Annotated in this window: 31 protein-coding genes; 8 read left to right on the plus strand and 23 right to left on the minus strand. The window is 54.0% G+C overall.

The genetic code is table 11. From position 1 onward, the window contains the following. The first annotated feature begins 35 nt into the window (after nt 1–35). From ffh to rplS, 5 genes are all read left to right on the plus strand, one after another. Nucleotides 36–1,397, plus strand: coding sequence for a signal recognition particle protein (ffh, locus tag DUT67_RS05340; RefSeq protein WP_113628063.1), 1,362 nt, complete (start codon nt 36–38; stop codon nt 1,395–1,397). A 157-nt stretch (nt 1,398–1,554) separates the two neighbouring features. After that, on the plus strand, nt 1,555–1,803 hold the full coding sequence (rpsP, locus tag DUT67_RS05345; protein ID WP_015841363.1) for a 30S ribosomal protein S16: 249 nt from the start codon (nt 1,555–1,557) through the stop codon (nt 1,801–1,803). Nucleotides 1,804–1,821: 18 nt separating this feature from the next. After that, the gene (rimM, locus tag DUT67_RS05350; protein ID WP_012822831.1) at nt 1,822–2,370 is read left to right on the plus strand and encodes a ribosome maturation factor RimM; all 549 of its coding nucleotides are present in this window, start codon (nt 1,822–1,824) and stop codon (nt 2,368–2,370) included. A gap of 38 nt (nt 2,371–2,408) precedes the next feature. Further along, nucleotides 2,409–3,164, plus strand: a complete 756-nt coding sequence (gene trmD / locus DUT67_RS05355) for a tRNA (guanosine(37)-N1)-methyltransferase TrmD (protein ID WP_039350655.1) — start codon at nt 2,409–2,411, stop codon at nt 3,162–3,164. A 62-nt stretch (nt 3,165–3,226) separates the two neighbouring features. Beyond that, entirely contained in the window at nt 3,227–3,574 is a 348-nt protein-coding gene (gene rplS / locus DUT67_RS05360; protein WP_005970359.1) for a 50S ribosomal protein L19, read from the plus strand. Nucleotides 3,575–3,747: 173 nt separating this feature from the next. Here rplS and DUT67_RS05365 read toward each other — a convergent pair whose 3' ends face one another. From DUT67_RS05365 to DUT67_RS05430, 14 genes are all read right to left on the minus strand, one after another. Then, nucleotides 3,748–3,966 carry a DNA-binding transcriptional regulator gene (locus DUT67_RS05365; protein WP_072010066.1) on the minus strand — a complete coding sequence of 73 codons (219 nt, stop codon included), beginning with the start codon at nt 3,964–3,966 and terminating at the stop codon, nt 3,748–3,750. An 82-nt stretch (nt 3,967–4,048) separates the two neighbouring features. Continuing rightward, a complete protein-coding gene (locus DUT67_RS05370; protein ID WP_113633116.1) occupies nt 4,049–5,212 on the minus strand; it encodes a phage late control D family protein in 1,164 nt (387 codons plus the stop codon). Next, nucleotides 5,209–5,694 (minus strand): phage tail protein, encoded by a 486-nt coding sequence (locus DUT67_RS05375; protein WP_113633117.1) that lies wholly within the window; start codon nt 5,692–5,694, stop codon nt 5,209–5,211. The genes DUT67_RS05370 and DUT67_RS05375 overlap by 4 nt, the downstream gene beginning before the upstream one ends. A gap of 1 nt (nt 5,695) precedes the next feature. Beyond that, a complete protein-coding gene (locus tag DUT67_RS05380; RefSeq protein WP_113633118.1) occupies nt 5,696–8,575 on the minus strand; it encodes a phage tail tape measure protein in 2,880 nt (959 codons plus the stop codon). Next, nucleotides 8,568–8,690, minus strand: a complete 123-nt coding sequence (locus DUT67_RS05385) for a GpE family phage tail protein (RefSeq protein WP_010310409.1) — start codon at nt 8,688–8,690, stop codon at nt 8,568–8,570. Before DUT67_RS05385 ends, DUT67_RS05380 begins: the two co-directional genes overlap by 8 nt. Nucleotides 8,691–8,704: 14 nt before the next feature. Further along, nucleotides 8,705–9,001 carry a phage tail assembly protein gene (locus DUT67_RS05390; protein ID WP_113633119.1) on the minus strand — a complete coding sequence of 99 codons (297 nt, stop codon included), beginning with the start codon at nt 8,999–9,001 and terminating at the stop codon, nt 8,705–8,707. Between the two features lie 67 nt (nt 9,002–9,068). After that, nucleotides 9,069–9,590 (minus strand): phage major tail tube protein, encoded by a 522-nt coding sequence (locus DUT67_RS05395; protein WP_113633120.1) that lies wholly within the window; start codon nt 9,588–9,590, stop codon nt 9,069–9,071. A gap of 14 nt (nt 9,591–9,604) precedes the next feature. Further along, nucleotides 9,605–10,774 (minus strand): phage tail sheath protein, encoded by a 1,170-nt coding sequence (locus DUT67_RS05400; RefSeq protein WP_113633121.1) that lies wholly within the window; start codon nt 10,772–10,774, stop codon nt 9,605–9,607. A 255-nt stretch (nt 10,775–11,029) separates the two neighbouring features. Then, entirely contained in the window at nt 11,030–11,671 is a 642-nt protein-coding gene (locus DUT67_RS05405) for a tail fiber assembly protein (protein ID WP_113633122.1), read from the minus strand. Continuing rightward, complete coding sequence (locus DUT67_RS05410) at nt 11,671–13,572, minus strand: phage tail protein (protein WP_368350115.1); 1,902 nt, start codon at nt 13,570–13,572, stop codon at nt 11,671–11,673. The genes DUT67_RS05405 and DUT67_RS05410 overlap by 1 nt, the downstream gene beginning before the upstream one ends. After that, a complete protein-coding gene (locus DUT67_RS05415) occupies nt 13,569–14,180 on the minus strand; it encodes a phage tail protein I (protein ID WP_113633124.1) in 612 nt (203 codons plus the stop codon). Before DUT67_RS05415 ends, DUT67_RS05410 begins: the two co-directional genes overlap by 4 nt. Further along, complete coding sequence (locus DUT67_RS05420; protein WP_113633125.1) at nt 14,173–15,081, minus strand: baseplate assembly protein; 909 nt, start codon at nt 15,079–15,081, stop codon at nt 14,173–14,175. The genes DUT67_RS05415 and DUT67_RS05420 overlap by 8 nt, the downstream gene beginning before the upstream one ends. Before the next feature lie 3 nt (nt 15,082–15,084). After that, nucleotides 15,085–15,429: a GPW/gp25 family protein gene (locus DUT67_RS05425; RefSeq protein WP_113633126.1), complete on the minus strand. Its 345-nt coding sequence runs from the start codon at nt 15,427–15,429 to the stop codon at nt 15,085–15,087. Next, the gene (locus DUT67_RS05430; RefSeq protein WP_113633127.1) at nt 15,426–16,061 is read right to left on the minus strand and encodes a phage baseplate assembly protein V; all 636 of its coding nucleotides are present in this window, start codon (nt 16,059–16,061) and stop codon (nt 15,426–15,428) included. The genes DUT67_RS05425 and DUT67_RS05430 overlap by 4 nt, the downstream gene beginning before the upstream one ends. A gap of 92 nt (nt 16,062–16,153) precedes the next feature. Between DUT67_RS05430 and DUT67_RS05435 the strand changes: the two genes are divergently transcribed. Further along, entirely contained in the window at nt 16,154–17,212 is a 1,059-nt protein-coding gene (locus DUT67_RS05435) for a hypothetical protein (protein WP_113633128.1), read from the plus strand. Between the two features lie 40 nt (nt 17,213–17,252). On the opposite strand, the gene DUT67_RS05440 is transcribed toward DUT67_RS05435, so the two are convergent. Further along, nucleotides 17,253–17,918, minus strand: coding sequence for an ORF6N domain-containing protein (locus DUT67_RS05440; protein ID WP_113633129.1), 666 nt, complete (start codon nt 17,916–17,918; stop codon nt 17,253–17,255). A gap of 368 nt (nt 17,919–18,286) precedes the next feature. Here DUT67_RS05440 and DUT67_RS05445 point away from each other — a divergent pair, with 368 nt between their 5' ends. After that, nucleotides 18,287–18,562 (plus strand): BrnT family toxin, encoded by a 276-nt coding sequence (locus DUT67_RS05445; RefSeq protein WP_113633130.1) that lies wholly within the window; start codon nt 18,287–18,289, stop codon nt 18,560–18,562. Further along, complete coding sequence (locus tag DUT67_RS05450; RefSeq protein WP_113633131.1) at nt 18,525–18,842, plus strand: BrnA antitoxin family protein; 318 nt, start codon at nt 18,525–18,527, stop codon at nt 18,840–18,842. The genes DUT67_RS05445 and DUT67_RS05450 overlap by 38 nt, the downstream gene beginning before the upstream one ends. Nucleotides 18,843–18,881: 39 nt before the next feature. Here DUT67_RS05450 and DUT67_RS05455 read toward each other — a convergent pair whose 3' ends face one another. The 8 genes from DUT67_RS05455 to DUT67_RS05490 are packed head-to-tail and all read right to left on the minus strand — an operon-like array spanning nt 18,882 to nt 21,723. Next, nucleotides 18,882–19,331, minus strand: a complete 450-nt coding sequence (locus DUT67_RS05455; RefSeq protein WP_113633132.1) for a phage virion morphogenesis protein — start codon at nt 19,329–19,331, stop codon at nt 18,882–18,884. Beyond that, a complete protein-coding gene (locus DUT67_RS05460; protein WP_113633133.1) occupies nt 19,324–19,779 on the minus strand; it encodes a phage tail protein in 456 nt (151 codons plus the stop codon). Before DUT67_RS05460 ends, DUT67_RS05455 begins: the two co-directional genes overlap by 8 nt. Beyond that, nucleotides 19,742–19,984: an Rz1-like lysis system protein LysC gene (gene lysC, locus DUT67_RS05465; RefSeq protein ID WP_223254661.1), complete on the minus strand. Its 243-nt coding sequence runs from the start codon at nt 19,982–19,984 to the stop codon at nt 19,742–19,744. The genes DUT67_RS05460 and lysC overlap by 38 nt, the downstream gene beginning before the upstream one ends. Next, on the minus strand, nt 19,869–20,315 hold the full coding sequence (gene lysB / locus DUT67_RS05470) for an Rz-like lysis system protein LysB (protein WP_113633135.1): 447 nt from the start codon (nt 20,313–20,315) through the stop codon (nt 19,869–19,871). The genes lysC and lysB overlap by 116 nt, the downstream gene beginning before the upstream one ends. After that, the gene (locus DUT67_RS05475) at nt 20,312–20,821 is read right to left on the minus strand and encodes a lysozyme (RefSeq protein ID WP_113633136.1); all 510 of its coding nucleotides are present in this window, start codon (nt 20,819–20,821) and stop codon (nt 20,312–20,314) included. Before DUT67_RS05475 ends, lysB begins: the two co-directional genes overlap by 4 nt. Then, a complete protein-coding gene (locus DUT67_RS05480; RefSeq protein WP_039276177.1) occupies nt 20,805–21,026 on the minus strand; it encodes an HP1 family phage holin in 222 nt (73 codons plus the stop codon). Before DUT67_RS05480 ends, DUT67_RS05475 begins: the two co-directional genes overlap by 17 nt. Continuing rightward, nucleotides 21,017–21,220 (minus strand): tail protein X, encoded by a 204-nt coding sequence (locus tag DUT67_RS05485; protein WP_039475917.1) that lies wholly within the window; start codon nt 21,218–21,220, stop codon nt 21,017–21,019. The genes DUT67_RS05480 and DUT67_RS05485 overlap by 10 nt, the downstream gene beginning before the upstream one ends. Further along, a complete protein-coding gene (locus DUT67_RS05490; protein ID WP_113633137.1) occupies nt 21,220–21,723 on the minus strand; it encodes a head completion/stabilization protein in 504 nt (167 codons plus the stop codon). Before DUT67_RS05490 ends, DUT67_RS05485 begins: the two co-directional genes overlap by 1 nt. Between the last annotated feature and the right edge of the window lie 4 nt (nt 21,724–21,727).

The raw sequence follows: 21,727 nt of genomic DNA on the forward strand, positions 1-21,727 counted from the left end.
CGCGCTGGCGGCCTGTCTTACGTTGAGCATGAGATATGTTTGAAAATTTAACCGATCGACTCTCGCGCACATTGCGCAATATCAGCGGCCGCGGGCGGTTGACTGAAGAAAACATTAAAGAAACGCTGCGTGAAGTCCGTATGGCATTGCTGGAAGCCGACGTAGCGTTACCCGTGGTGCGTGATTTTATCAATCGCGTAAAAGAACGTGCTGTTGGGCATGACGTCAACAAAAGCCTGACGCCGGGTCAAGAGTTCGTCAAGATTGTTAAAAACGAACTTGTCAGCGCAATGGGCGAAATTAATGCCGAGCTGAACCTTGCCGCTCAGCCGCCTGCGGTGGTCCTGATGGCGGGTCTGCAAGGTGCAGGTAAAACGACCAGCGTGGGCAAACTGGGTAAGTTCCTGCGTGAAAAGCAGAAGAAAAAGGTGCTGGTGGTTTCTGCTGACGTTTATCGCCCTGCGGCGATTAAACAGTTGGAAACGCTGGCACAGCAGGTAGGTGTCGATTTCTTCCCGTCTGATGCGCAGGAGAAGCCGCTTGCTATCGTAGAACGTGCGTTACAACACGCTAAGTTGAAATTCTACGATGTCCTGTTGGTCGATACCGCCGGTCGTCTCCACGTCGATGACGCGATGATGGATGAAATCAAGCAGGTTCATGCAGCGATTAAGCCGGTTGAAACGCTGTTTGTGGTTGATGCCATGACGGGGCAGGATGCGGCGAATACGGCGAAAGCCTTTAATGAAGCACTGCCGCTGACTGGTGTGATCCTCACCAAAATTGATGGTGATGCCCGCGGCGGTGCGGCGTTATCTATCCGCCATATTACTGGCAAGCCGATTAAATTCCTTGGTGTCGGCGAAAAAACCGAAGCGCTAGAGCCATTCTATCCCGATCGCGTCGCATCACGCATTCTTGGCATGGGCGATGTGCTTTCGCTGATTGAAGATATTGAAAGCAAGGTGGATCGTACACAGGCAGAGAAGCTGGCCAAGAAGCTGAAGAAGGGCGACGGATTCGATTTGACCGATTTCCTGGATCAGCTTAAGCAGATGCGCAACATGGGCGGCATGGCGAGCATGATGAGTAAAATGCCTGGCATGGGCCAACTACCTGATAATGTTAAATCGCAAATGGATGACAAGGTGCTGGTGCGTATGGAGGCGATCATTAATTCGATGACGATTCTGGAGCGTGCTAAACCCGAGATTATCAAAGGTTCGCGTAAACGTCGTATCGCACAGGGTTCTGGCATGCAGGTGCAGGATGTGAACCGTCTTCTGAAGCAATTTGATGACATGCAGCGAATGATGAAGAAGATGAAAAACGGCGGTTTGGCGAAAATGATGCGCGGTATGAAAGGGATGATGCCACCAGGATTCCCGGGGCGTTAACCTTCAAAACCGATGGTGCAGAGAAACTCTTGGCGAGATTATACGCTTTAGATTGCTTTTTGCGCCAAAATGAGTAAAATTTTCGGGCTTTTTATATGACATACTGGGCTCCGTTCCTCGATGGGGCCCAGTTGTTTTATTCACTAAAGAGGATGTTATGGTAACAATTCGTTTGGCACGTGGCGGCGCGAAAAAACGCCCTTTCTATCAAGTAGTCGTGACCGACAGCCGCAATGCGCGTGATGGTCGTTTCATCGAGCGCGTAGGTTTCTTCAACCCAATCGCAGCTGGTCAAGCAGAAGCCCTGCGTCTGGATCTGGACCGTATCGAGCATTGGCTTGGTCTGGGTGCAACTGTGTCTGATCGCGTATCTTCGCTGATCAAAGACGCTAAAAAAGCAGCATAATCTGTTGCGGTGGTGATAATGAGCAATCAACTTAGTCCAAAACCTCCCGTTAACCCGATTGTGATGGGGAAAATTGGGTCGGCGTATGGCATCCGAGGTTGGCTCAGAGTGTTTTCATCCACCGAAGATGCCGATAGCATTTTTGATTATCAACCTTGGTTTATCCAGAGTAAAAGCGGTTGGCAGCTTGTCGAGATTGAAGGCTGGAAGTATCACAATCAGGATCTGATCATCAAAGTGAAAGGTGCTGATGACCGTGATGCGGCTAATTTACTGACCAATTGTGAAATTGTCGTAGATTCGTCACAACTGCCCGATCTGGGTGAAGGTGATTATTACTGGAAGGATCTTATTGGCTGTCAGGTCGTGACCGTAACAGGTTATGAGTTGGGTAAAATCATCGACATGATGGAAACCGGCTCGAATGATGTGATGGTGATAAAGGCTAACCTGAAAGATGCCTTCGGAGTCAAGGAGCGGCTGGTTCCGTTCCTCACCGAACAGGTTGTTAAGCGCGTCGACCTTTCTGCTCAGACTATTGAAGTAGATTGGGATCCTGGTTTTTGAACTCTGAATCGACCAGTAGTATCCAACGGAACGAAGCTATGTGGATTGGGGTGATTAGCCTGTTTCCAGAGATGTTCCGGGCAATTACTGATTACGGAGTCACTGGCCGGGCAGTTAAAAATGGCCTGCTGAACGTACAGTATTGGAGTCCTCGCGACTTCACTTACGATCGGCATCGCACCGTGGACGATAGGCCTTATGGCGGCGGCCCCGGTATGCTGATGATGGTGCAACCTTTACGGGATGCGATCCACGCAGCAAAAGCAGCGGCAGGCGAAGGCGCGAGAGTGATTTATTTATCACCTCAAGGCCGTAAATTAGATCAGCAAGGCGTACGTCAACTTGCTACGAACCAGAAGATGATTCTGGTCTGTGGACGGTACGAAGGGATTGATGAGCGCGTAATTAAAACCGAGATCGATGAAGAATGGTCTATAGGGGATTACGTACTCAGCGGTGGGGAACTGCCAGCGATGACCCTGATTGACTCCGTCGCCCGCTTTATACCGGGCGTTCTGGGACATCAGGCTTCAGCAGAAGAAGATTCTTTTGCCGATGGATTGCTGGATTGTCCTCATTTCACTCGCCCTGAAATACTGGAAGGCATGGACGTTCCGGCAGTACTACTGTCTGGCAACCATGCGGAAATACGCCGCTGGCGATTGAAGCAGTCGCTGGGCCGAACCTGGCTTAGAAGACCTGAACTTCTGAAAAGCCTAGCTCTGACTGACGAGCAAACAAGGTTGCTGGCTGAATTCCAACGTGAATATCAGTCTGAGCAACAAGAGTATTAGGTGGTTACGCCAGTTTACTGCGCGAACCCAACTATCAGTTTACCTAGGGTAAGAGACATATTATGAGCAACATTATTAAGCAAATCGAAGACGAACAAATGAAGCAGGACGTACCTGCATTTCGTCCGGGTGATTCCGTAGAAGTGAAGGTATGGGTTGTTGAAGGCAGCAAAAAACGTCTGCAGGCATTCGAGGGCGTGGTTATCGCTATTCGTAACCGCGGTCTGCATTCTGCATTCACTGTTCGCAAAATTTCTAACGGCGAAGGCGTGGAGCGTGTATTCCAGACTCACTCTCCAGTTATTGACAGCATCTCTGTTAAACGTCGTGGTGCCGTGCGTAAAGCCAAACTGTACTACCTGCGTGAGCGTACTGGTAAGTCTGCTCGTATCAAAGAGCGTCTTAACTAAGATAGCGCTTTCGCAACATCCGAAAGTTGTTATTTTTCAAAGGCCTAGCGTAATAGCTAGGCTTTTTTTTGTCTTGATGTCCACATTGTGTCCACGGAAAAATAAAAGCCAAGGGTCGTTGCTATCCAATAGGCGTAAAAAAACCCGCTTTCGCAGGCTTCTTAATTGGCTCATCAAATCCAAAGCGACCCCTGATTTGACCGATCAGGATGTGGCGGTACGGGCTTAACATCGCCCGGTGTCATAATAATATCCGCTATAGTTTCCATTGATTTGAATGTACAACCACAGTTGATATTCTGGCACTGGTGATAACGTTCTTTTGTTTTATTTGTAATGTAGCGACTGGATCTCGCGTGCGCTGCATTTTGGCAGAGCGGACAATGCATCATAGAAATCACCTGTCTTGTCTAATAATGTCCGCATTATAGACAAAAACATTAAACTTAAAAATTTAAACTTAATGTTATTTTTTTAAGATTCCTCATCGCTCTCATACTCAATATCAGACAGCAGCACTTCTAGCTCCAGCGCGGTAACGTACCCTGAATTACTCAAACTGTGCGTCACTTTTGAGATTGTCCATTCCTGTTCGTCGATCACCTGTTTGAATCCGCTCACCTGAACAGGCGTTTCCGGGAACAGGTCGGCGCGCCCCATTGCCAGCGTGATAGAGAATTCCGCGACACCGCGTTGCAGCTTGTTCCACTTTGCCTGTGCGGCACGTATGGCCTGTGCCTTAGTCGCAAAAACCGTGGTCAGCGCCAGCACGTTTTCATCGGTGCCAACCAGATAATCCCCCTCGCGGGCTTCTGGCTCCTTCTTTGCCTTTTTCGCTTTAGGGTGTGTCTTCTGTGGTTGTGCCCCCTGATGCAATAACACTTTTTTCTGACGTTTTACTGTCACCGTTTTCGGCTTTTCAGGCTGCGGCTCTTTGGTATGCAGCCAGCTTGCCGTTACGCCTGTATACGCGCCCCGGTCAGCCAGACTAAAACTGTGCTGATCGCCGTCGCTGCGTTCAATAATCTGCTGCGGGATGGGCTTGCCGCTGGCCGTCTTCCCCGTTCCGGGACGGATGAACAGCAAACGCCCGGCCTTGATTGCCACAATCGCCCCGTTGCGCTCGGCCAGCCGGGTAATAAATACCGCGTCGGTTTCCTGCGTCTGGTCGATGTGCGGAATTTTTATCCCCGCAAAACCATCGGCAAGCATCGGCGCAAGGTTATTACGCTTCGCTACCTGTTCAACAATCGCCCCCAGCGTGGTGTCGTGATACGACAGCTCACGCCGGGAGTTCAGCGACCCGCGAAAATCGGCACTCCGCGCCAGGATGGTCAGCGTATCCGGCGTGCCACGGTGCTCTATTTCATCCACCGTAAAATCGCCTTTGCCGATCAGCGCTTCACCTTCCCAGCCCAAAAATACCGACAGCACCGCGCCCCGGCGGGGTAACTGCAACAACCCGTCGCTGTCGTCCAGCTCGATGTCGAGCTGGTCGGCCTCAAAGCCTCGGTTATCTGTCAGGCTCAGTGATAGCAGGCGCGGGGTGATAACGGTCGTGATGTCCTGCTCATTCAGGCGCAGCAGGTACGCCGGGGCGGTTTTACTGCCCGCACGAACATTCAGCGGGTTAATCATGCGAATAATCCCCCGATAGCGGATTGCGCCCTGTTAGCCATTTCCCCGGCGCTGCCGATCAAGCCGTCAGCTTGCTGGCGTAAATCGCCCAACATGGCAGACAGCGACGAGTCCACGCGGGTCAGCGTGATGGTAAACTCAATCCGCCGGGCGCGGCCATCCGTGAAAAAGTCGGTTTTCGTCTGGCTGATACTGTTCACCACAAACACACCGTAAATGGTGCCGCTACCCTCAATCAGCGGCCATGAGCGCCCCTGATCGGCCATCGTCTCCAGCATCAACAATGACAGCGTGCCGCCTGTGATTTCCGGCAGCAGTTCCCCCGACAGTGTGATTTTCTCGTCTTCAATGCCTAAGAACTGCAACGCCGGACGCTGACCAACGCGGCTGTTTGACGGCCAGCGGTAATCAACGTTGCGCTGCATGTTCTGGTAGGGCAGGGTCTGGAGCTGGAACACAAATAGCCCTAATGTGAGCATCATCTTATTCGCCTCCCTGATAACTGTACTGGCTGAATGCGCGTGACCGTGCCGCCCGTTCCCGCTGCTCAAGCTGGCGTGTGACTTCCTGCGCGATGTCTTGCGCACTCTGACCGGGCTGGGCAACAATGCTAATTGGCGCGTGAATGCTGACCGGGGATGATGCCGCGCTGGCCTGAATCGTCGGCGCTATCGGTCGATAAGTTGACATGTTCATGGCAGCGTACGCCATCGCCGCCGTTTTTTTACGGCTGGTGACATTGACCGGACCCTCAACGATTTCCGGGCCATGTTCACCGACGACGGCAAACTCTCCCAGCTTGATCCCACCGCCGTTATCGCGTACACCGCTGTAGCGATCTGCAATCGCCTTTGCGTCGTTACCTTGCGGAACCGGTGCCGTGCTGACTCCCGCCTTAAGCGCGGCGGCTTCCTCCGGCGGCATAATATTTTCAGCCGTCGGCAGCTTCTTCGATTTATCGTCAACCAGCCCCAGCTTTTCCAGCAGCCACGACACGCCTTTTTTCAGCGACTCCAGCGGGTTCATGATGATATTCAGCCCGCTTGCCAGCGCCTCACCAAAGCGTTTCCCCATGCTGGCCGCGCTGTCCAGCTCGGCGGCAGTGGATTTGACAGGCGTCAGCAGGTCGCCGAACCAGCCAAACAGCGCCTTGATTTTGTCACCTATCCACGTAAAGACAGGCTGAAGCGGCTCAAACGCCGCAATAATCGGCGCACTGGCTGCAACAAATCCCTCAACCACGCCGCTGATAAACGCCTTGATGGGCTCCCAATACTTCCAGATAAGCAGCGCACCGCCAACAATCGCCGCGACGGCCAGCCCGACGGGTGACAGCAACACGCCTAACGCACTGCCAACCAGCGTAATGCCTGTGCGCAGCAGTGCCAGCGGTGACGTAAACAGCCACATCAGCACCCGGCCAAACCCTGACATCGCGCCCCGGATAATGGTCAGCGGGTTACTGACCGACCCGAATACCGAGGTCAACGCAGAGGCTCCGGCACGTAGCAGCATCAGCGGCGACTTTGCCAGCCAGCCGATCATCCCGCCGAGGCGGTTTAATCCCCCTGACAAGGGCGTAATGCCGCGTGTTCCGGCGAACCGCAATCCGGCACTCAGTAAACCCGCTCCGCCAATTAATGCGTTAATCCCGCTCATGACAGGCCACGCAACCAGCCCGATCCCGCCCAGTGCCGTAATTAACGCCGTGGCAGCGCCACCCACCATCACTATCTGCCGCGTCAGCTCCGGGTTAGCCTTGACCCATTCATTGACACGATTTAACCATTCCGTCGCGGCCTGCGTCAGTTTGCGCAGCGCGCCGTCATCGTCATTGAACAGGTTAAAGCGCAGACTGGACATCGCGCCCTGTAGCCGCCCGATATCCCCTTCGAGGTTATCGCGCAGGGTATCGCCCATGCGGTCAGCCGCCCCGGACACGTCACCGAGCTTGTTTTCAGCTCCGGCCAGCGCGGCCAGAAATTTCGGTATCTGGTCAATCGACAGGTCTTCAATCGGCGTACCAAACAGGGCAATGGCCGCGTTTGCCCGTTCTGCCGGGTCTTTGATTTTCAGCAGCCCGTTGGCGGTTTTCTGCATTGCCGCCCGCGCCTTATCGCCGCCGCTGGCAATGGCGGTAGACATTTTGGCGGCATTGAGTCCGGCAGCGTCATAGGCTTCAATACTGGCTTTGGACATGTCCGACCCACGGATTGAGAACTCTTTAACCGCGTCGCCTGTCTTGTCCAGCGCAAACTTGCCTTGCTGCGCCATGTCCACTAACAGTGTCATGGCTTCCGATCCGCTGAATCCCATGTTGCGGAAGTGGGTCGAATACTCATGCAGGATTTCCGGCAGTTCGCCGCGCATCTGCGCAGACACGCGCTGCATCCCGGACACCATCAAGTCAAACGCCTCGTCACTGTTCTTCGCGAGGCCATTTTTCATCATGATGGCGGCTATCTGGATACTCTCTGTCGCATCGCCACCGAGCGCCGTTTGTATGTCCAGTGCTTTACGCGATATGCGCGCCAGTTCGGTTTCGCCCACCTCGCCCAGCGTCCCCAACGTGCTACGAACGGCGGCCACCGCGTCCGCTATTTGAGTGAGATCGTTACTCACACCGGAGGCGTTAACCTCCTTGATAACGCGGGTGTACTGTTCGCCGTCGGCGGCATTCCCGCCCGTCTGCGCCGCAATGCGCGCCCCGTGTCCGTCAGCCTGCACCGACGGCGCAATCAGTCGGCTTTCGGCATACAGCGCCGCTGAACCGAGGCCAAACGCCGCCGCGCTGGTATTACGCACCCCGGCGGTGATTTCTTTGCCTTTTTCATAACGCTGTCTGACCGCGTTCAGTTTTTCCTGTTGCTGACTGACGCGGGAAAGCGCGGCGCGTTGCTGGTCAAGCTGCGTCGTTGTCTGAGTAATATTCGTGCGTAATTTGCGCTCTTCGCCGGACAGGTTGCGCGTGCTGACGCCTGCCTGCTCTAACTCGGTACGCTGGCGCTGTACCGACTGGCGCAGCGCCGCATACTCTGTTTTTAACGTGGAGGCCTGACGTTTCGCCCGCTCCAGCGCCTGTGCCTGCCGTTTGGTGGGATTTTCGCTATTGCGCAGAGCTGCCGACAGCCCGGCGGCTTTCGCCTGCGCCTGCTGGAGTGCCGTGCCTGTTTCGCTGAGCTGGTTTTTCGCCTTGCGGAAACCGTCGATACGCCCGGCCTGCGCGTTCATGTCTTTGAGCTGGGTCTGTGAATCACGGATATCGCCCGACAGTTTTTTACTGGCGGTTTGCACCGCCTTAAACGGGCGGGTTGCCCTGTCCACGGCTTTCAGCAAAACGCTTAACTGTAGAGTGTTACTCATTGTTATGGTGTCCGCTGCGTTTCAGCGCTTTGTCGCGCCACAGGATCAACTCTGTGAGGGTCATTGGGTACAGCTCCGATGGCGGCCAGTGAAAAATCACCGCGATGTCCGCCATCAGTTCATCAACACTCAGGCTTCGGGGGAGGTTTCCTGTTGCGATTTCGGCGTCAAAAAACCGATCACCTTGCCAGCGATGGCAATCATATCCGGCAGTTCAAGGCGGGTGATTTCGGCCTCGGTCAGGGCTGGCATCGTCATGCGCGGCAGCACTTTAATCATCGCGTCAACGTCCGATCCGGCCAGTGCCGCCAGACTGACGCCGCGCAGCGTTCCGGTATTCGGTTTAATCAGGGTAATAGTGTCGATGACGGTTTCGCCGCGTTTAATCGGGGTTTCCAGCGTTACAATGTTGTCGTCTTTGTTCATGATGTTGCCTCTGTGTTCAGATAAAAAATAGAAAGAAGACGGCCAGCACCGGGCTGGCCGGACAGGGTTACGCCAGACCAATCGCCCGGCGATGTTGTTCCAGACGGTCAACGCCCATAACACGCTCAATCATGTTGATGGTGTCAATCTCGATCATTTCGTTGCCGTCGATGGTTAACTTGTAGTACGTGCATTGGGTTGACACTTTGGTTTCGGTGGCTTCCCCTTGCTTACTCTCGCCGCCGTCGATCTCTTTATGACGGCCACGCATCACCACTTCGACGGTAGAAATTTCCCCGGTGTCATCACGCTGGTATGACCCGGTAAAGCGCAGCAGCACTTTATCGGCACCCGGTGCGGCGTACTGGCTCCACAGGGTTTCGTCAGCAAAACCGCCGAGCGTAAATTCCATCGCCAGTGCATCATCATCCAGCCCAAAGTCGATGGGCGCGCTGCCGGGCATGCCACCGCCGCGATAGTTCTCCAGCTTGCGCGTGAGTTTCGGCAGCGTAACGGCAGTCGCTACACCCATGTAGCTCATCCCGTCGTTGAACAGGTTCATAAATTTCAGATTGCGAGGCAGTGCCATAGCGCGTTAGCTCCTTAGCTGTTGACCGACGCGGCCAGATTCACCAGATATTTATCGGTGATGCGCTGGCGCAGGGTGAGATTTTCAAGTGGGGGAACCGGGGTATAGTCATAATCGATATACAGTTTCCCGGCCTTGAGCGTGTCTTTATCGTTCGCGGTTTCATCCAGCCAGCAATTGGCGTCAATAATGTAGCCACCGGATTTCAGTTCGCGGAATTTGGCTTTGATCCCCTCGATAATGTCGTTGATAAGCGTCGGGGTAACGGGCTTATCCACCGCCCACAGGTGCGCCTCTGCCATCGTGTCGGCCAGCACCTGCGCGGTGCGGGTGTAGTTCTCAAACAGGAACAGCGGATCGTCAGAACAGGTGCGGTTACCCCAGAAGCGAAAGCCGTCTTTGCGAACCAGCGTGGTTACGCCTGCCTGATTCAGCAAATCCGCATCGGTGCCGGGTGCCTGCAAATCCCAATACACCGACGCGCTGATACCTGTCACGCCGTTCACACCGACGTTAGACAGGGTTTTATGCCATCCGGTTTCTTGGTCGATTTTGGCGCGCAGTCCTAACGCGCGTGCGGTGGCATATGCCGTGGTACTGGCGTTGGCCGTGGTGTCCCACGCGATAAAATCCGGCCAGATCACCATCAATTCACGCTGGCTAAAATTCTCGCGGTAGTTGATGGCATCCGACAGGGTTTTGCAGCCCCACGCACTGACGTAACCAAAGGCACGCAGCGACTGACAGATGGACGCTAACGCGGTGGCAACGGGTAACGAATCCAGCCCCGGCGCACCGAGAATGCGCGGTTTTACGCCCGTGACGGTCAGCGCATCTAACAGGGCTTTCATCCCGGTATATTTGCCGTTTTCGTCACTGCCGCCGATCACGTTGCTGACGGTTTCGGCCTCGTCGTCGCCCTCGGCCACGCGAACCACAACGGTAACGGGTTTGGACTGGTCGGCGATGGCAGACAGCGCCGCAGCCAGCGTGCCTTTTTTCCCGGCCTTGCCAGCGGCAGACAGCACGTTGGTAATCAGTACCGGGGTATTGAGGGGAAAGGTGGCCGCGTCGGCATCGGGTGCAGTACACACCATGCCGATAATCGCGGTGGAAACGGTGGAAATAACGCGCGTGCCGTCGGAAACTTCGACGACCTGCACGCCGTGGTGAAAATCACTCATAAATTCAGGCTCCAGCTAATAGCACGATTGCTGCATTAGGAGCGGCTATTGTCTGGCGTGGTGCGGGTGTGGGCGAGTGATGCTGGTACGGTGGGGGCTGGCACAACACGTAGACGGAAAACATGCACAAAAAAAGCCCACCGTCTCGCTAACGGTGGGCTTTGCTTTCCCTGACATGTCATTATTTTTAAAACCAACAACATAATGGCATTTTGGGTGACTATTTTATAAACGTTTATACAGATCGATTAGGCGTTATTGATCGGCGGTAGCGATCAATTCGTTACCCGGTGCCATCGGCCAGTCGATATCAGTAGCGTTAACATCGATACGGTTCAGCAACACGGTGTATTTTTGCCACGCTGCCAGCGCGGTCTTTTCGGCGTCGGTCGCAATGTCCAGATTAACCGCATACGTCAGCTCGGTAATGCGCGACGTGGCGTCCGCTTTGCGCGTTGCCAGCTCCTGCTGTGCGGATTTGATAGCAGCGGTGGCTTTAGCTGCTTTGTCGATCAGCCACTTTTTCCCGTTCCACTTATCGAATTCCGTAGCGGGTTTCAGCAGCGTGACGCTATCCGGCAGTTCACCGAACTGCGTAACGATCTGCGACTGGCGGGTTTCCGTGCTGTAAACCGTCTGGCCGCGATAGTCCGGCACTTGTTCCCATGATTTGTCGTCATCGCTGCGGCGCAGGGCTTGGCCGACAGGCGGCAATTGCGGCTCGTCTGCGTAGCTGTCGGCAGGCAGGCCAACGCCCTGCATCACATATTCATAGCTGGCGCTCTGGTATTCTCGCGTAGCAGGATTAACGTGATAGACCGTAATCCATCCTGAGTTAATCGCCAGCCCGCGCTCGTTCAGTTCTGCGTTTTTAATTTGGGTTGAATAGTTGCTCATTATGCTGCTCTCACGATGTAGTTAAAGGCGATATTGCGGGGACGGGTTTCTGTACCACCCACCTCTGCTGTTATTCCGACGTCATCAACAGAAAACAATGAAAAAAAACTGCCACGGTCACTATCTCCGCCAGGGGCTAAATATTTCGGAACGTTGCCATGCGCGTGTGACCTCAGCTCATCATTCTGATATGACAACAGCGTACGTCCCGCATCAACACCGCGTCCGTCATCCCATCCACGAACAAATTCGCCGCGCAAATCAGGTAGAACGCCGGAGGGATAGAGGGAGGATAAAATAGGATACTGTGATTTATTAAATGATTGCCCGTTGCACTTTATCCAGCCCGTGGGCGGGGTTGCAGATGGGTATGGAATAGGGACACCGACTGGAAAATCACTGAGTAAATTAATATCCGCTGTACCATCAAACGCCACGCCATTAATTTTTCTGGGGGTCGCCAGCTTGGACGCTGCCGCTGCGGTTCCCGCTATAGGTAATGCCCCAACATCCCCAGCGCTCAGGGAAATATCTGCTGACAGTGCTTTGCTGTTGACGGTTCGGCCAGACGGCACACGGCCATTGGCGTTCGTGTTGGCGTTGGCCGCTGCGGTGGCGGCATTATTGGCGGCGGTGGTCGCTGCGGCGACGCGGGTATCGGTTTCGGCTTTGGTATAGGCACCGACATCCCCAGCGCTCAGGGAAATATCTGCCGACAGCGCTTTGCTGTTGACGGTTCGGCCAGACGGCACACGGCCATTGGCGTTCGTGTTGGCGTTGGCCGCTGCGGTGGCGGCATTATTGGCGGCGGTGGTCGCTGCGGCGACGCGGGTATCGGTTTCGGCTTTGGTATAGGCACCGACATCCCCAGCGCTCAGGGAAATATCTGCCGACAGCGCTTTGCTGTTGACGGTTCGGCCAGACGGCACACGGCCATTGGCGTTCGTGTTGGCGTTGGCCGCTGCGGTGGCGGCATTATTGGCGGCGGTGGTCGCTGCGGCGACGCGGGTATCGGTTTCGGCTTTGGTATAGGCACCGACATCCCCAGCGCTCAGGGAAATATCTGCCGACAGCGCTTTGCTGTTGACGGTTCGGCCAGACGGCACACGGCCATTGGCGTTCGTGTTGGCGCTGGCCGCTGCGGTGGCGGCATTGTTAGCGGCAGCAGCAACGACAGATACGGCGGTATCGGTTTCCAGTTTGGTATATGCCCCCACATCTCCGGCACCCAGAGTAATGTCTGCGGTCAGCGCCTTACCGTTTACCTTGCGGCCAGACGGCACGCGCCCGCTGGCGTTATCATTCGCGGCTTTTACCGCTTTCGGGGTGGCGGCCAGCGCTTCACTGTCGCTGTTCGTCGCGTTGCTCAGTTGCACGAATCCCTTTGCCGTCAGCGTCCCGTCTGGATGTTTGCGGCTTTTTTCGTGTGCCTCAATCACCTCATCGACATAGCCCCGCGTGGCTAACACGACCGCCGGATCAATTTTCAGCGTCACCGCGTCAGTGCTGCTGACAATCAAAATCATGCGCACGGTCTGGATGCGGCCGCTGCCCTCCTGCAATTGGGGCTTGTAGGTTTCGGGGCAGTTGGCGACCGCAATCAGATTGCCGTCGTCGTCAAACAATCCGATCTCACGTATCCAGAAGCCGCCTTCATTTTCGGGAATAACCTGCTCAGCAATAATCTGGCTGGGGTTTTTCGGGTCAACGCTTAGCGTATTCAGTGCCGCCCGGCGTTTTTCGTTGATCAGCGTAGTTTGTGCCGGATTGGGAACGGGTAGTGAACCGCCACCATCACCGACGGCCATCCGGGTGATGTTCAGGCTGCTTCCCAGCGTGGTGGCGTTAGCCAACTTGGCCGCGCCGATGTTCGTTAACAGGGCAAAATAGGTTGCGCTCATGCGGTTACGCTCATGTTGTCAATTAAATGAAGTGCTGCTCCGGTCACATCCAGACCGGACACCGTGATGTTTTCAGGAAAATAGGGATATACGGTCAGGTCGTCGCCACCGTATACCGTGGCGGCAACACAGGCCGTGCCCTGTGTATCGAGGTTGATATTCAGCCCCAGCAGGTGCCGCGAGGCGGGCTTAGCGTCGGCAATCAGTCGCTCCAGCTCGTAAAAGGTCTCTTCGGTGATACCGCTATCCTGCACGCCGATGTCCAGGCGAAACGTGCCTGGCTCTCCGCCGTTCTGAAACCATTCGCTGATACGGATCAGATAACCAAACGGTTCCACCACGCGACGCAGCGCACCAATCGTGCCTTTGTGGCGATGGATAAAAAACGCATCGCGGACAACCTGCCGTTTCACGCTCTCCGGCCATGCCTCATCCCAGCGGTCAACGGAAAACGCCCACGCAAGATAGGGCAACAGGTTCAGCGGGCAGGTATCAGGGCTCCACAGCAGACGCAGGGGAACCGGTACGCGGGTAATCTCGGCACAGGCGGTGGCGGCGGCCACTTCCAGCGCCGACGACCCGACAGGCAGCAGGCGGCTATCACTCATCGGCACCGCCTACACTCAATTGATAACCGGAACAATAGGACGCCTGCGCATCGGTCAGCACGATATCAGCGGCGGGTGTCGTCAGCTCGACCCGTTGCACGCCCTCGACGTGCAGCGCAGCGTAAATCGCCGAGCGACGAATATCCCGCCCTAATCGGTGCTGCGCACTGATATAGGTTTTCAGCTTCTGTTCAGCAGCGGCGCGAACAGGCTCTTTTTCCGGTCCCGGATACAGGTACAGCGTGGCGTCAATCTCATACAGCACAATGGCGGCAGACTGCACCGTGACCCGATCAGCCACTGGGCGCACGTCTTCACCGTTCAGCGCGGCGGCGACGATGGCGACCAGCTCCGGGCTGGCGCTGCCGTCGCCCTCGCGTGACAGTACCGACACGGTGACGCTGGCCGGGCTGGGACTGATAACCGACACATCCGCCACGCGACCGTCGGCGCTGCGTCCGTGGTACTGGTAAGCCCCGACCGACCCGGCCACGCTCAAACCCTCAAACGACTGTTGAATGCGCAGGCGAAAATCGCTGTCGGATTCCATCAGGGCTGGCGTTGGCGGCAGGGTTGAATCGTCAGCCGGGGTGATCACAAGACGGGACACGCTGAAATTTGCACCGAGCTGGTCGAGGTCATCACCCTGCGCAAACGCCACCATCACGGCGCGTGCGGCTTCATTGACGCGCTGCCGCCACAGCAGTTCACGGTAGGCGTTTTCCTGCAACAGCTTGACGAGTGGATCGGATTCCAGCGACAGCGTGCGTGCAACGGCGGCGCGCTGGTCTTCCGGGTAGAGCGACAGCAGCATGGCTTTGCGCTCGGTGTAAATTGCCTCGTAATCCAGTTCTTCCACCACGGCAGGCGCGGGAAGCTGGCTTAAATCAATCATCGCCATTGGTCAGCTCACAGAAACAGAAAGGAAAAAGGCGTTGCTGTCAGCCAGCGCGCCTGTGATATCAACGTACAACTGACCGTTGAATGCGCTGGTCAGGTTGATGGCCGTCAGCGTAATGCGTGGCTCCCAGCGCAGCAGCGCCATGTAACACGCCGCCATGACCTGTAATTTCACGGCGGGATTTTGTGGCTGGTCGATCAGCGCCGACAGCAGCGACCCGTAATCACGGCGCATCACCCGCGACCCGACGGGCGTGATGAGAATATCGCGCACGCTCTGGCGAATGTGCTCAAGGTCGCCGAGCGTCTGGCCGTTTTCACGGCTCATGCCGAGGTAGCGAACTGTCATAGTGGTGCACCTGTCATGCCGCCGCTGTCGCCGGGGTGTTTGTGGGTATGCAACACCTTGCCATTGGACGACAGCGACCCGCCGGAATGCTGAATATTGCCGCGCATTTCCCCGCCTTGCTGTACTTCCAACGTTCCGGTGATCAGCTTGTTGGTGCAGACCACTTCGGGCGTGTCCAGCGTGATGCGGGTTGACGCTCTCACCGTGACCAGTGGCACTGTGGCGGTGAGGGATTCAGAGGCGGTGATATCGGCGGTTTTAATCCCGCTGACGGTCAGCGCCCCGGTAGCAGGTTCGTACTCGACCACCGCACCATCGGGAAAGCTGACGTGATACGCATCGGCAGAGACTGACGGCGCGGGGTTATCATCGGAATAGATGCCGGGCAGCACAAAGGCGGTGTCCAGTTCGCCGCCGATGGACAAGATCAACACCTGTTCACCGATGGACGGTGCCCACCAGTCACGTGAACGCCCGGCGCGACGCGTCAGCCAGTTCAACCAGCCTGTGGTCATTTCGCCTGTTTGCACCCGGCATAAGGCGTCATCCGTGTTGACGTGGGTCACGACGCCGACACGGTTCAGATTGCGCAAGAGGCGCAGGATTTCGGTAAGGGTGGCTTGTGTGTTCATGATTTCATGATGGATACTGGTGGCCTTTCAGGCAAACTAGTGCTGTTGTGCCTGCTTCTAAACAACTGATTATTTGATACGAGAGCGATTACATGGACGATTTTTTTAACGATGAATCAACTAAACGATTAATAGAAATTTATGAGGGAAAACTATCTGCTCTTACTCTGGAGGGTGAGTTCGAAAAAAGAAGAAATGAATATATGATAAATATTCTGAATAGCATGAGGAATGGAGCATTAGAGTGGGATAAATTCACTTATTACAATATAAAACGCATTGGTAATGATTTTAGAAATGAATTAAAACCTGAGCCAACTAATGAAATGATAGATTTAGTGTTTTCATCTTTATTTAGGTTTTTCATGGAGCTTTATTTTTACAAAAAAGAAAAGATCGGGTTTAACCTTGCTGGTATATCTGATTTTGCAGTTAAAAACAAACATAAATTCAGTGAAACAACTCAAGATCAAATTGACTTCACGCTAACTTTAATGCCTTTTTTTCTATTGAGGGAATGTTACCAAGGTGATGATATTCAATATTTTATAAGAGCATCGGAAGCTGAAAGGAATTTAAAGACACGTATGGATTCTTGGGATGGGAAAATAGAAATGCAAATAAATAAAGTTGAGGTACTGAAATCCAAACTTGAACAACAGGAGAATGCTTATAACTTTGTAGCATTATATGATGGCTTTAATGATTTATCAAAAAATAAAGAGAAAGAATTAAATCGAGCTTTTTGGTTTACTTTAGTAATTGGGGTTTTGGTTTTATTGCCTTTTGGTATTGACGTTTCTTTGGTTTACAAAGGGATTATTAAACTTGACTCAATGCTTTCGTTATTTAGTTTGGTTCCGGCCTTTACATTGACCTTCATATTCATTTATTACTTTAGGATTTCCTTGACTAATTACACCTCTATAAAAGCCCAGACTAATCAAATTGAATTAAGGAAAACACTTTGTCGCTTTATACAAAAATATTCTGAGTATGCAAAGGAAATGAAAGCCAATGACGGAAATTCATTGGAAAAATTCGAATCAATAATTTTTTCAAACATCATGCCATCAGAAGATAAAATCCCCTCGACCTTTGACGGGATTGAGCAAATAGCAAAATTGATTGAAAGCGTGAAGGGAAAATGAATGTGTAGCCCCGCGCTCAAGCGGGGCAGTTGCCAATAAATCAGTTCTGCTTACTCAGTTCATCACACTCTGCACGTTTATCCTTTAACAACCGCATCAACAAATTCACGGTATTAACTGCTGAGCCGTGTTTGCAATCCAGTGTTGGGAATAGCGCTTGCATATGCGGCCAAAAATCCATGGTCAGATATTCCACCGATTTGAATAACGCATTGAGCTGCGAGGTTTGAATATGGTTGAAGATAAGTGGCGTCTCAGGAATATAAAATTCTAGTTCGCAAGGGTGAACGGGCTTTTTCGGTTCAGGTGGAACGGTTTTTTCCTGCGGGTTGAAGTAGCATTCTTCCAACTTCTCGAACACATCCCACGCCTGATCGGTTTCCAGCATCTTCGCGTGACGCGCTGCGCCGCGTTCCGTCCAGAGGATGAGACTACGGGCTTGTCTTGCGACAGACTGACTATCTGTCAGTCTGTCATTTTTAACAGAGTCACTATTAGTGACTCTGTGCTTAAAGAGACGTAACTCGTCCCCCTCTATCTTAAAGAAATGCTTCCCCGCCACGAATCGCGCAACGTTGCTGCGATGGTTCTTTGTTATGGAATGAGAACTTGTACCGTAAAGCTGAGCTAGCGACTCTGTAGTGATTACAGGTGCTGCGTTATAGGTAAGAACTGACAGGCTTTCTACAGATAGTTGGTTAGTCATAAAATGACCTCACTGATTTTTTCGAATTACCACAATCGGAGTGGTGCCGGGAGGTTCGAAACGGCTCAGTGAGACCGCGGACTAATTTCCCTTGCGGGTGTTGTATTCGTCGCCCTCCCGACATAGATCGGGGTGTGATCGCTTATTGCGCTCACTAAATGACAGGCATAAAAAATCCAACACTGTCGGGGTTGGTTCTGACCGCACTGAGAAGAGGTTTCGACGCCTCGTTGAGCGAACCATAGCGGAAACTGTCAGGTAAAATCAACCGTTTTGTTTCTCCCGCGATGCTTGCCGCATATCGTAACTACAAAAAAATTGACGCGATGCCATATTGTAACTACAATTTAATTATCAAAGGAGGGGGGATGATCAGCTACGACGAAAATAAGCGCTTAATCAATCTGGAAAAGCATGGAATTGATTTCAAAGATGCGCCCCATGTCTTTGAGGGTTTCACGATTACTCGTGAAGATACTCGTTATGAGTATGACGAACTGCGTTATCAGACGCTTGGCCTGCTGGGTGGCGTGGTGGTTGTGATGGTAGCCCATACGCCACGCGGTGACGATGACCATATTATTTCAATGAGAAAGGCGGATAAACATGAGCAAAAATTCTATTGGAACCACTATCCGAACTGACCTGAATCGCCTAAAGGCTTTGAAAGATAGCGACATTGCCCATGACGATGATAACCCACTCACCACCGCAGATGACTGGTCAGGTGCGGTGATGAAAGTTGGCGGAAAAACGATTGGTAGAACACGGGGACTACAGAAGGCACCCACGAAAGTCGCTAAAACTATCCGCTACGATGCTGACGTGATTGAACGTTTTCAGGCCAGTGGCCCCGGTTGGCAAACGCGAATGAATGAGGCATTAAAGGAATGGCTGGCTACTCATCCAAATTTTCGCAGATAAAAAACACGTCATTGCTGCCCCGCATCCGCGGGGCTTCACCTATTTGCTCAGATGTTCTATCAGTAATCCCTCAACTTCTTTTATCTCTCGATCGCTAAACCCCAGCAGCGGCCTTGCCTCATACTGCACGTCGCCACCGTTACGGCTAGGCCGATCACGTAAACCGTAGTGATGCACCCGTGCCATGCGCTGTACCCGCCCGATAAATTCCACGCTGGCCGCATCGGCGGTGCCTTTGGCTTTCAGATATTTAGCGGTACGCAGTTTCTGGAACATCTGGCGCTTAACCCGGCCTTTCTTGCCCTTGATTGGCTGGGCTTTGCGCGGGGCATAGGCCGTGCCGTCTGGTGCCTGCTGCTGTTTGATGTGCTGTTGCTGGCTACCGCGCAGGGCTTTTGCCACTGTTCCGGCCAGTTTTCGACGGCCAGACACCGACAGGCTGGCAAGCAGCCCGGCCAGCTTGTCATCAAACGGTTTCAGCTCACTCATGCCACGTACTCACTAACTCACCGCTGATGTACAGTGACATCGGACGCTCGACGGGAACAGGTAACGGCGGCTCTGGCGCGTGGGTCACATGCAGTGCTTTATCAACTTCTTTCACGATCACCCGCTCGGTGAGTTTCAGGCTGATGCTGATATCACAGCTACCGTTATCGTTAATGTCAGCGATGTAGGTAAAGCCTTTGCTGTCATGAGTGATATCCGGTTGATTTTCTCGTAACCACGCCTGAATCGGTACTAATAACCAGTCGATATCGTCAGTAAAATCCGTGATAACCAGATTCAGCGTGTACTGGTTCTCAAACGACAGCGACGCGGCCAGCGTGGACACCACCGCGCCACTGTCGATAAATACATGCAGCATGTCCGGGTTATTTTTCAGTACCGGCACCGCATCACTTAAGGCGCGGCGCAGGCTGTTGGGTTTCAGCATCGTGTTGCTCCTGACAGTGTTTGATGGTTTCGACCTGTAGCGCACAGCTCACCAGTGCGCTTTCCAGTTGGCGGTTATCCGCGCTTAAATCACCGTTCGTTTCCGGGCTGCTGCCCGGCATCGGGCAGCTCGTTACTTTCGGACAGCCAACGTAAATAAGCGTCGGGGTTGTCAAAGGCGGGGCGGGTGTGCAGCCGCTTAAAATCGTCAGGCAAAGCAGCGGCATACCAGCGACGCAGATCGGCATTTTCATTGAGTAACCTCGTGATTTTTTTATCGCGGGACGCGGCCAGTTGCCCGGCCTGTGACAGTTTCGTGCGGAGTTCCGCCTGTGCCTGTTCATTGCGCCGGGCGTTGTCCTGCAACGACCCGATGGCGGCATCCTGCGCCAGCAACGTGTCTTTTTGCTGGCTCAGGGTAATAGCCTGCTGGCTTAACGAGTTTTCAGCGCGGGACAGTTGCCACTTAGTGATAACCAGCACAGCCAACAGGCAGGCGGCAACGATGGCGAAGAACTGCGTCAGGGGCTTGCTCATGAAGCCCCCTTAAGGCAGACGGCGCGCTCACGCTGGCGACGGGTTTCAATACCGCGTGATACCTCGCCGTTGACATACACCCAGCGCAGCAACTGGTCACAGGCGTTGCGCCACTGGCCTTTATTGATAAAAAACGCCAGCGTAGAGCGGCAGGCCGCACCGACACCAACATTAAACGCAAAGCTCACTATCGCGTCATAGACGGCCTGCGGCATATTAACGGCCATACAGCGTGCCAACGCCTTTTCTACCCGCAACACATCGGCAACCAGATTGACCGCCGCCTCACGCTCGGTGATGGTTTTCCCCGGCACCACGCCTGCGGTATGTCCGATCCCGTTTGTCCACACGTTCGCGCTGCACTGATAGGGGCTTAAGCGGCACCCCTCAAGGTCGGCAATCAGCGCCAGCCCCTCCTGTGACGTTTTCAGCAAGGAAAAATCCGGCACTAACGCGGCCAGCGCTAACACCGTGGCAATAACACAGCGTTTAACGAGTGATTTCATGAATAACCTCGCGGGGATTATCGATGCTCTTCAATAGCTGGTAACTCTTGCGGCGGTAGTACCAGTTAACGCCAACGGTGAACACCACCCCCAGCGCCCCGAAATAGGCCGCGAAATCCTGCGGCGTCATCGCCCCAAAAAAGGCCAGCGCCACGCTTATCCAGTACGCGATAAACGACGTGATTCTTTCCATATTCAATCCCATAAACTCACCGTTTCTGCGACAGGGGCGCTGGCAATATCCGGCAAGGTTACTGCGGTGCCGTGGGGCAAAATCGCCCCGTATTCAGCCAACCCCGGATTAGCCGCTAACACCGCCTCAACGGCACCCTGCGTGCGTCCGTAGTGGCGATAACACAGGGCGTCCAGCGTGTCGCCCTGCTGTGCGATAACGTTCATCAGATATGCCCGATGATGCAGCGGGGCTTATCCTGCAAGTGGCTGATTGACCAGCGCGCATCGCGCCACAGCTCATCAATCGTGCCGTCGAGCGCATCGGCCTTGCGGTCGCCTTTGGCGCTGGCGTCATAGCTTCGGTAACGCTCGTACAGCGTCGCCGTGGTAATGGCACTGACCGCACACAGATAGTGGTGCTCCTTTTCGCTCTGGCCGTCGAGTCGCTCTGCGGGAACCGCGTCCAGCGTTTTAAACCCTGCCGCCATCTGTGCCGCGCGGTACTCGTATAGCTCGGCGTTAACCTCAGAAATCGCGGTTTTCGCCGCATGGCGCAGGCGCTCCGGCGTGACGGTGTTCTCAAGGCGCATCAGCGTGCGCAGCGTTCCCGGATCCACAGCAGGCCAGAAAAAAGTGTTTTCGATTACCTCATCCTGTTTCGCAGGCACAGGGATAACCACCGCATCCGGGTGTGGCTCCGCTTTCACGGGGAAAATCATTGTCGTCATGACA

Origin of the sequence: Pectobacterium peruviense (assembly GCF_003312355.2) — a bacterium.
In the GTDB taxonomy this organism is placed as follows: Bacteria; Pseudomonadota; Gammaproteobacteria; order Enterobacterales; family Enterobacteriaceae; genus Pectobacterium; species Pectobacterium peruviense.

What these genes read in the sequence shown, in the direction of transcription:
- DUT67_RS05440 (WP_113633129.1), bottom strand. Translation starts at nt 17,918, where the DNA reads ATGACTAACCAACTATCTGTAGAAAGCCTGTCAGTTCTTACCTATAAC.
- lysB (WP_113633135.1), bottom strand. Translation starts at nt 20,315, where the DNA reads ATGAGCAAGCCCCTGACGCAGTTCTTCGCCATCGTTGCCGCCTGCCTG.
- DUT67_RS05405 (WP_113633122.1), bottom strand. Translation starts at nt 11,671, where the DNA reads ATGAGCAACTATTCAACCCAAATTAAAAACGCAGAACTGAACGAGCGC.
- DUT67_RS05435 (WP_113633128.1), top strand. Translation starts at nt 16,154, where the DNA reads ATGGACGATTTTTTTAACGATGAATCAACTAAACGATTAATAGAAATT.
- DUT67_RS05390 (WP_113633119.1), bottom strand. Translation starts at nt 9,001, where the DNA reads ATGAACAAAGACGACAACATTGTAACGCTGGAAACCCCGATTAAACGC.
- DUT67_RS05475 (WP_113633136.1), bottom strand. Translation starts at nt 20,821, where the DNA reads ATGAAATCACTCGTTAAACGCTGTGTTATTGCCACGGTGTTAGCGCTG.
- DUT67_RS05460 (WP_113633133.1), bottom strand. Translation starts at nt 19,779, where the DNA reads ATGCTGAAACCCAACAGCCTGCGCCGCGCCTTAAGTGATGCGGTGCCG.
- DUT67_RS05450 (WP_113633131.1), top strand. Translation starts at nt 18,525, where the DNA reads ATGAGCAAAAATTCTATTGGAACCACTATCCGAACTGACCTGAATCGC.
- DUT67_RS05485 (WP_039475917.1), bottom strand. Translation starts at nt 21,220, where the DNA reads ATGAACGTTATCGCACAGCAGGGCGACACGCTGGACGCCCTGTGTTAT.
- DUT67_RS05380 (WP_113633118.1), bottom strand. Translation starts at nt 8,575, where the DNA reads ATGAGTAACACTCTACAGTTAAGCGTTTTGCTGAAAGCCGTGGACAGG.
- DUT67_RS05425 (WP_113633126.1), bottom strand. Translation starts at nt 15,429, where the DNA reads ATGACAGTTCGCTACCTCGGCATGAGCCGTGAAAACGGCCAGACGCTC.
- DUT67_RS05480 (WP_039276177.1), bottom strand. Translation starts at nt 21,026, where the DNA reads ATGGGATTGAATATGGAAAGAATCACGTCGTTTATCGCGTACTGGATA.
- ffh (WP_113628063.1), top strand. Translation starts at nt 36, where the DNA reads ATGTTTGAAAATTTAACCGATCGACTCTCGCGCACATTGCGCAATATC.
- DUT67_RS05490 (WP_113633137.1), bottom strand. Translation starts at nt 21,723, where the DNA reads ATGACGACAATGATTTTCCCCGTGAAAGCGGAGCCACACCCGGATGCG.
- DUT67_RS05430 (WP_113633127.1), bottom strand. Translation starts at nt 16,061, where the DNA reads ATGAACACACAAGCCACCCTTACCGAAATCCTGCGCCTCTTGCGCAAT.
- rpsP (WP_015841363.1), top strand. Translation starts at nt 1,555, where the DNA reads ATGGTAACAATTCGTTTGGCACGTGGCGGCGCGAAAAAACGCCCTTTC.
- DUT67_RS05455 (WP_113633132.1), bottom strand. Translation starts at nt 19,331, where the DNA reads ATGAGTGAGCTGAAACCGTTTGATGACAAGCTGGCCGGGCTGCTTGCC.
- DUT67_RS05385 (WP_010310409.1), bottom strand. Translation starts at nt 8,690, where the DNA reads ATGGCGGACATCGCGGTGATTTTTCACTGGCCGCCATCGGAGCTGTAC.
- DUT67_RS05365 (WP_072010066.1), bottom strand. Translation starts at nt 3,966, where the DNA reads ATGATGCATTGTCCGCTCTGCCAAAATGCAGCGCACGCGAGATCCAGT.
- DUT67_RS05410 (WP_368350115.1), bottom strand. Translation starts at nt 13,572, where the DNA reads ATGAGCGCAACCTATTTTGCCCTGTTAACGAACATCGGCGCGGCCAAG.
- DUT67_RS05415 (WP_113633124.1), bottom strand. Translation starts at nt 14,180, where the DNA reads ATGAGTGATAGCCGCCTGCTGCCTGTCGGGTCGTCGGCGCTGGAAGTG.
- DUT67_RS05420 (WP_113633125.1), bottom strand. Translation starts at nt 15,081, where the DNA reads ATGGCGATGATTGATTTAAGCCAGCTTCCCGCGCCTGCCGTGGTGGAA.
- DUT67_RS05375 (WP_113633117.1), bottom strand. Translation starts at nt 5,694, where the DNA reads ATGATGCTCACATTAGGGCTATTTGTGTTCCAGCTCCAGACCCTGCCC.
- rplS (WP_005970359.1), top strand. Translation starts at nt 3,227, where the DNA reads ATGAGCAACATTATTAAGCAAATCGAAGACGAACAAATGAAGCAGGAC.
- DUT67_RS05370 (WP_113633116.1), bottom strand. Translation starts at nt 5,212, where the DNA reads ATGATTAACCCGCTGAATGTTCGTGCGGGCAGTAAAACCGCCCCGGCG.
- DUT67_RS05445 (WP_113633130.1), top strand. Translation starts at nt 18,287, where the DNA reads ATGATCAGCTACGACGAAAATAAGCGCTTAATCAATCTGGAAAAGCAT.
- rimM (WP_012822831.1), top strand. Translation starts at nt 1,822, where the DNA reads ATGAGCAATCAACTTAGTCCAAAACCTCCCGTTAACCCGATTGTGATG.
- trmD (WP_039350655.1), top strand. Translation starts at nt 2,409, where the DNA reads ATGTGGATTGGGGTGATTAGCCTGTTTCCAGAGATGTTCCGGGCAATT.
- DUT67_RS05400 (WP_113633121.1), bottom strand. Translation starts at nt 10,774, where the DNA reads ATGAGTGATTTTCACCACGGCGTGCAGGTCGTCGAAGTTTCCGACGGC.
- DUT67_RS05395 (WP_113633120.1), bottom strand. Translation starts at nt 9,590, where the DNA reads ATGGCACTGCCTCGCAATCTGAAATTTATGAACCTGTTCAACGACGGG.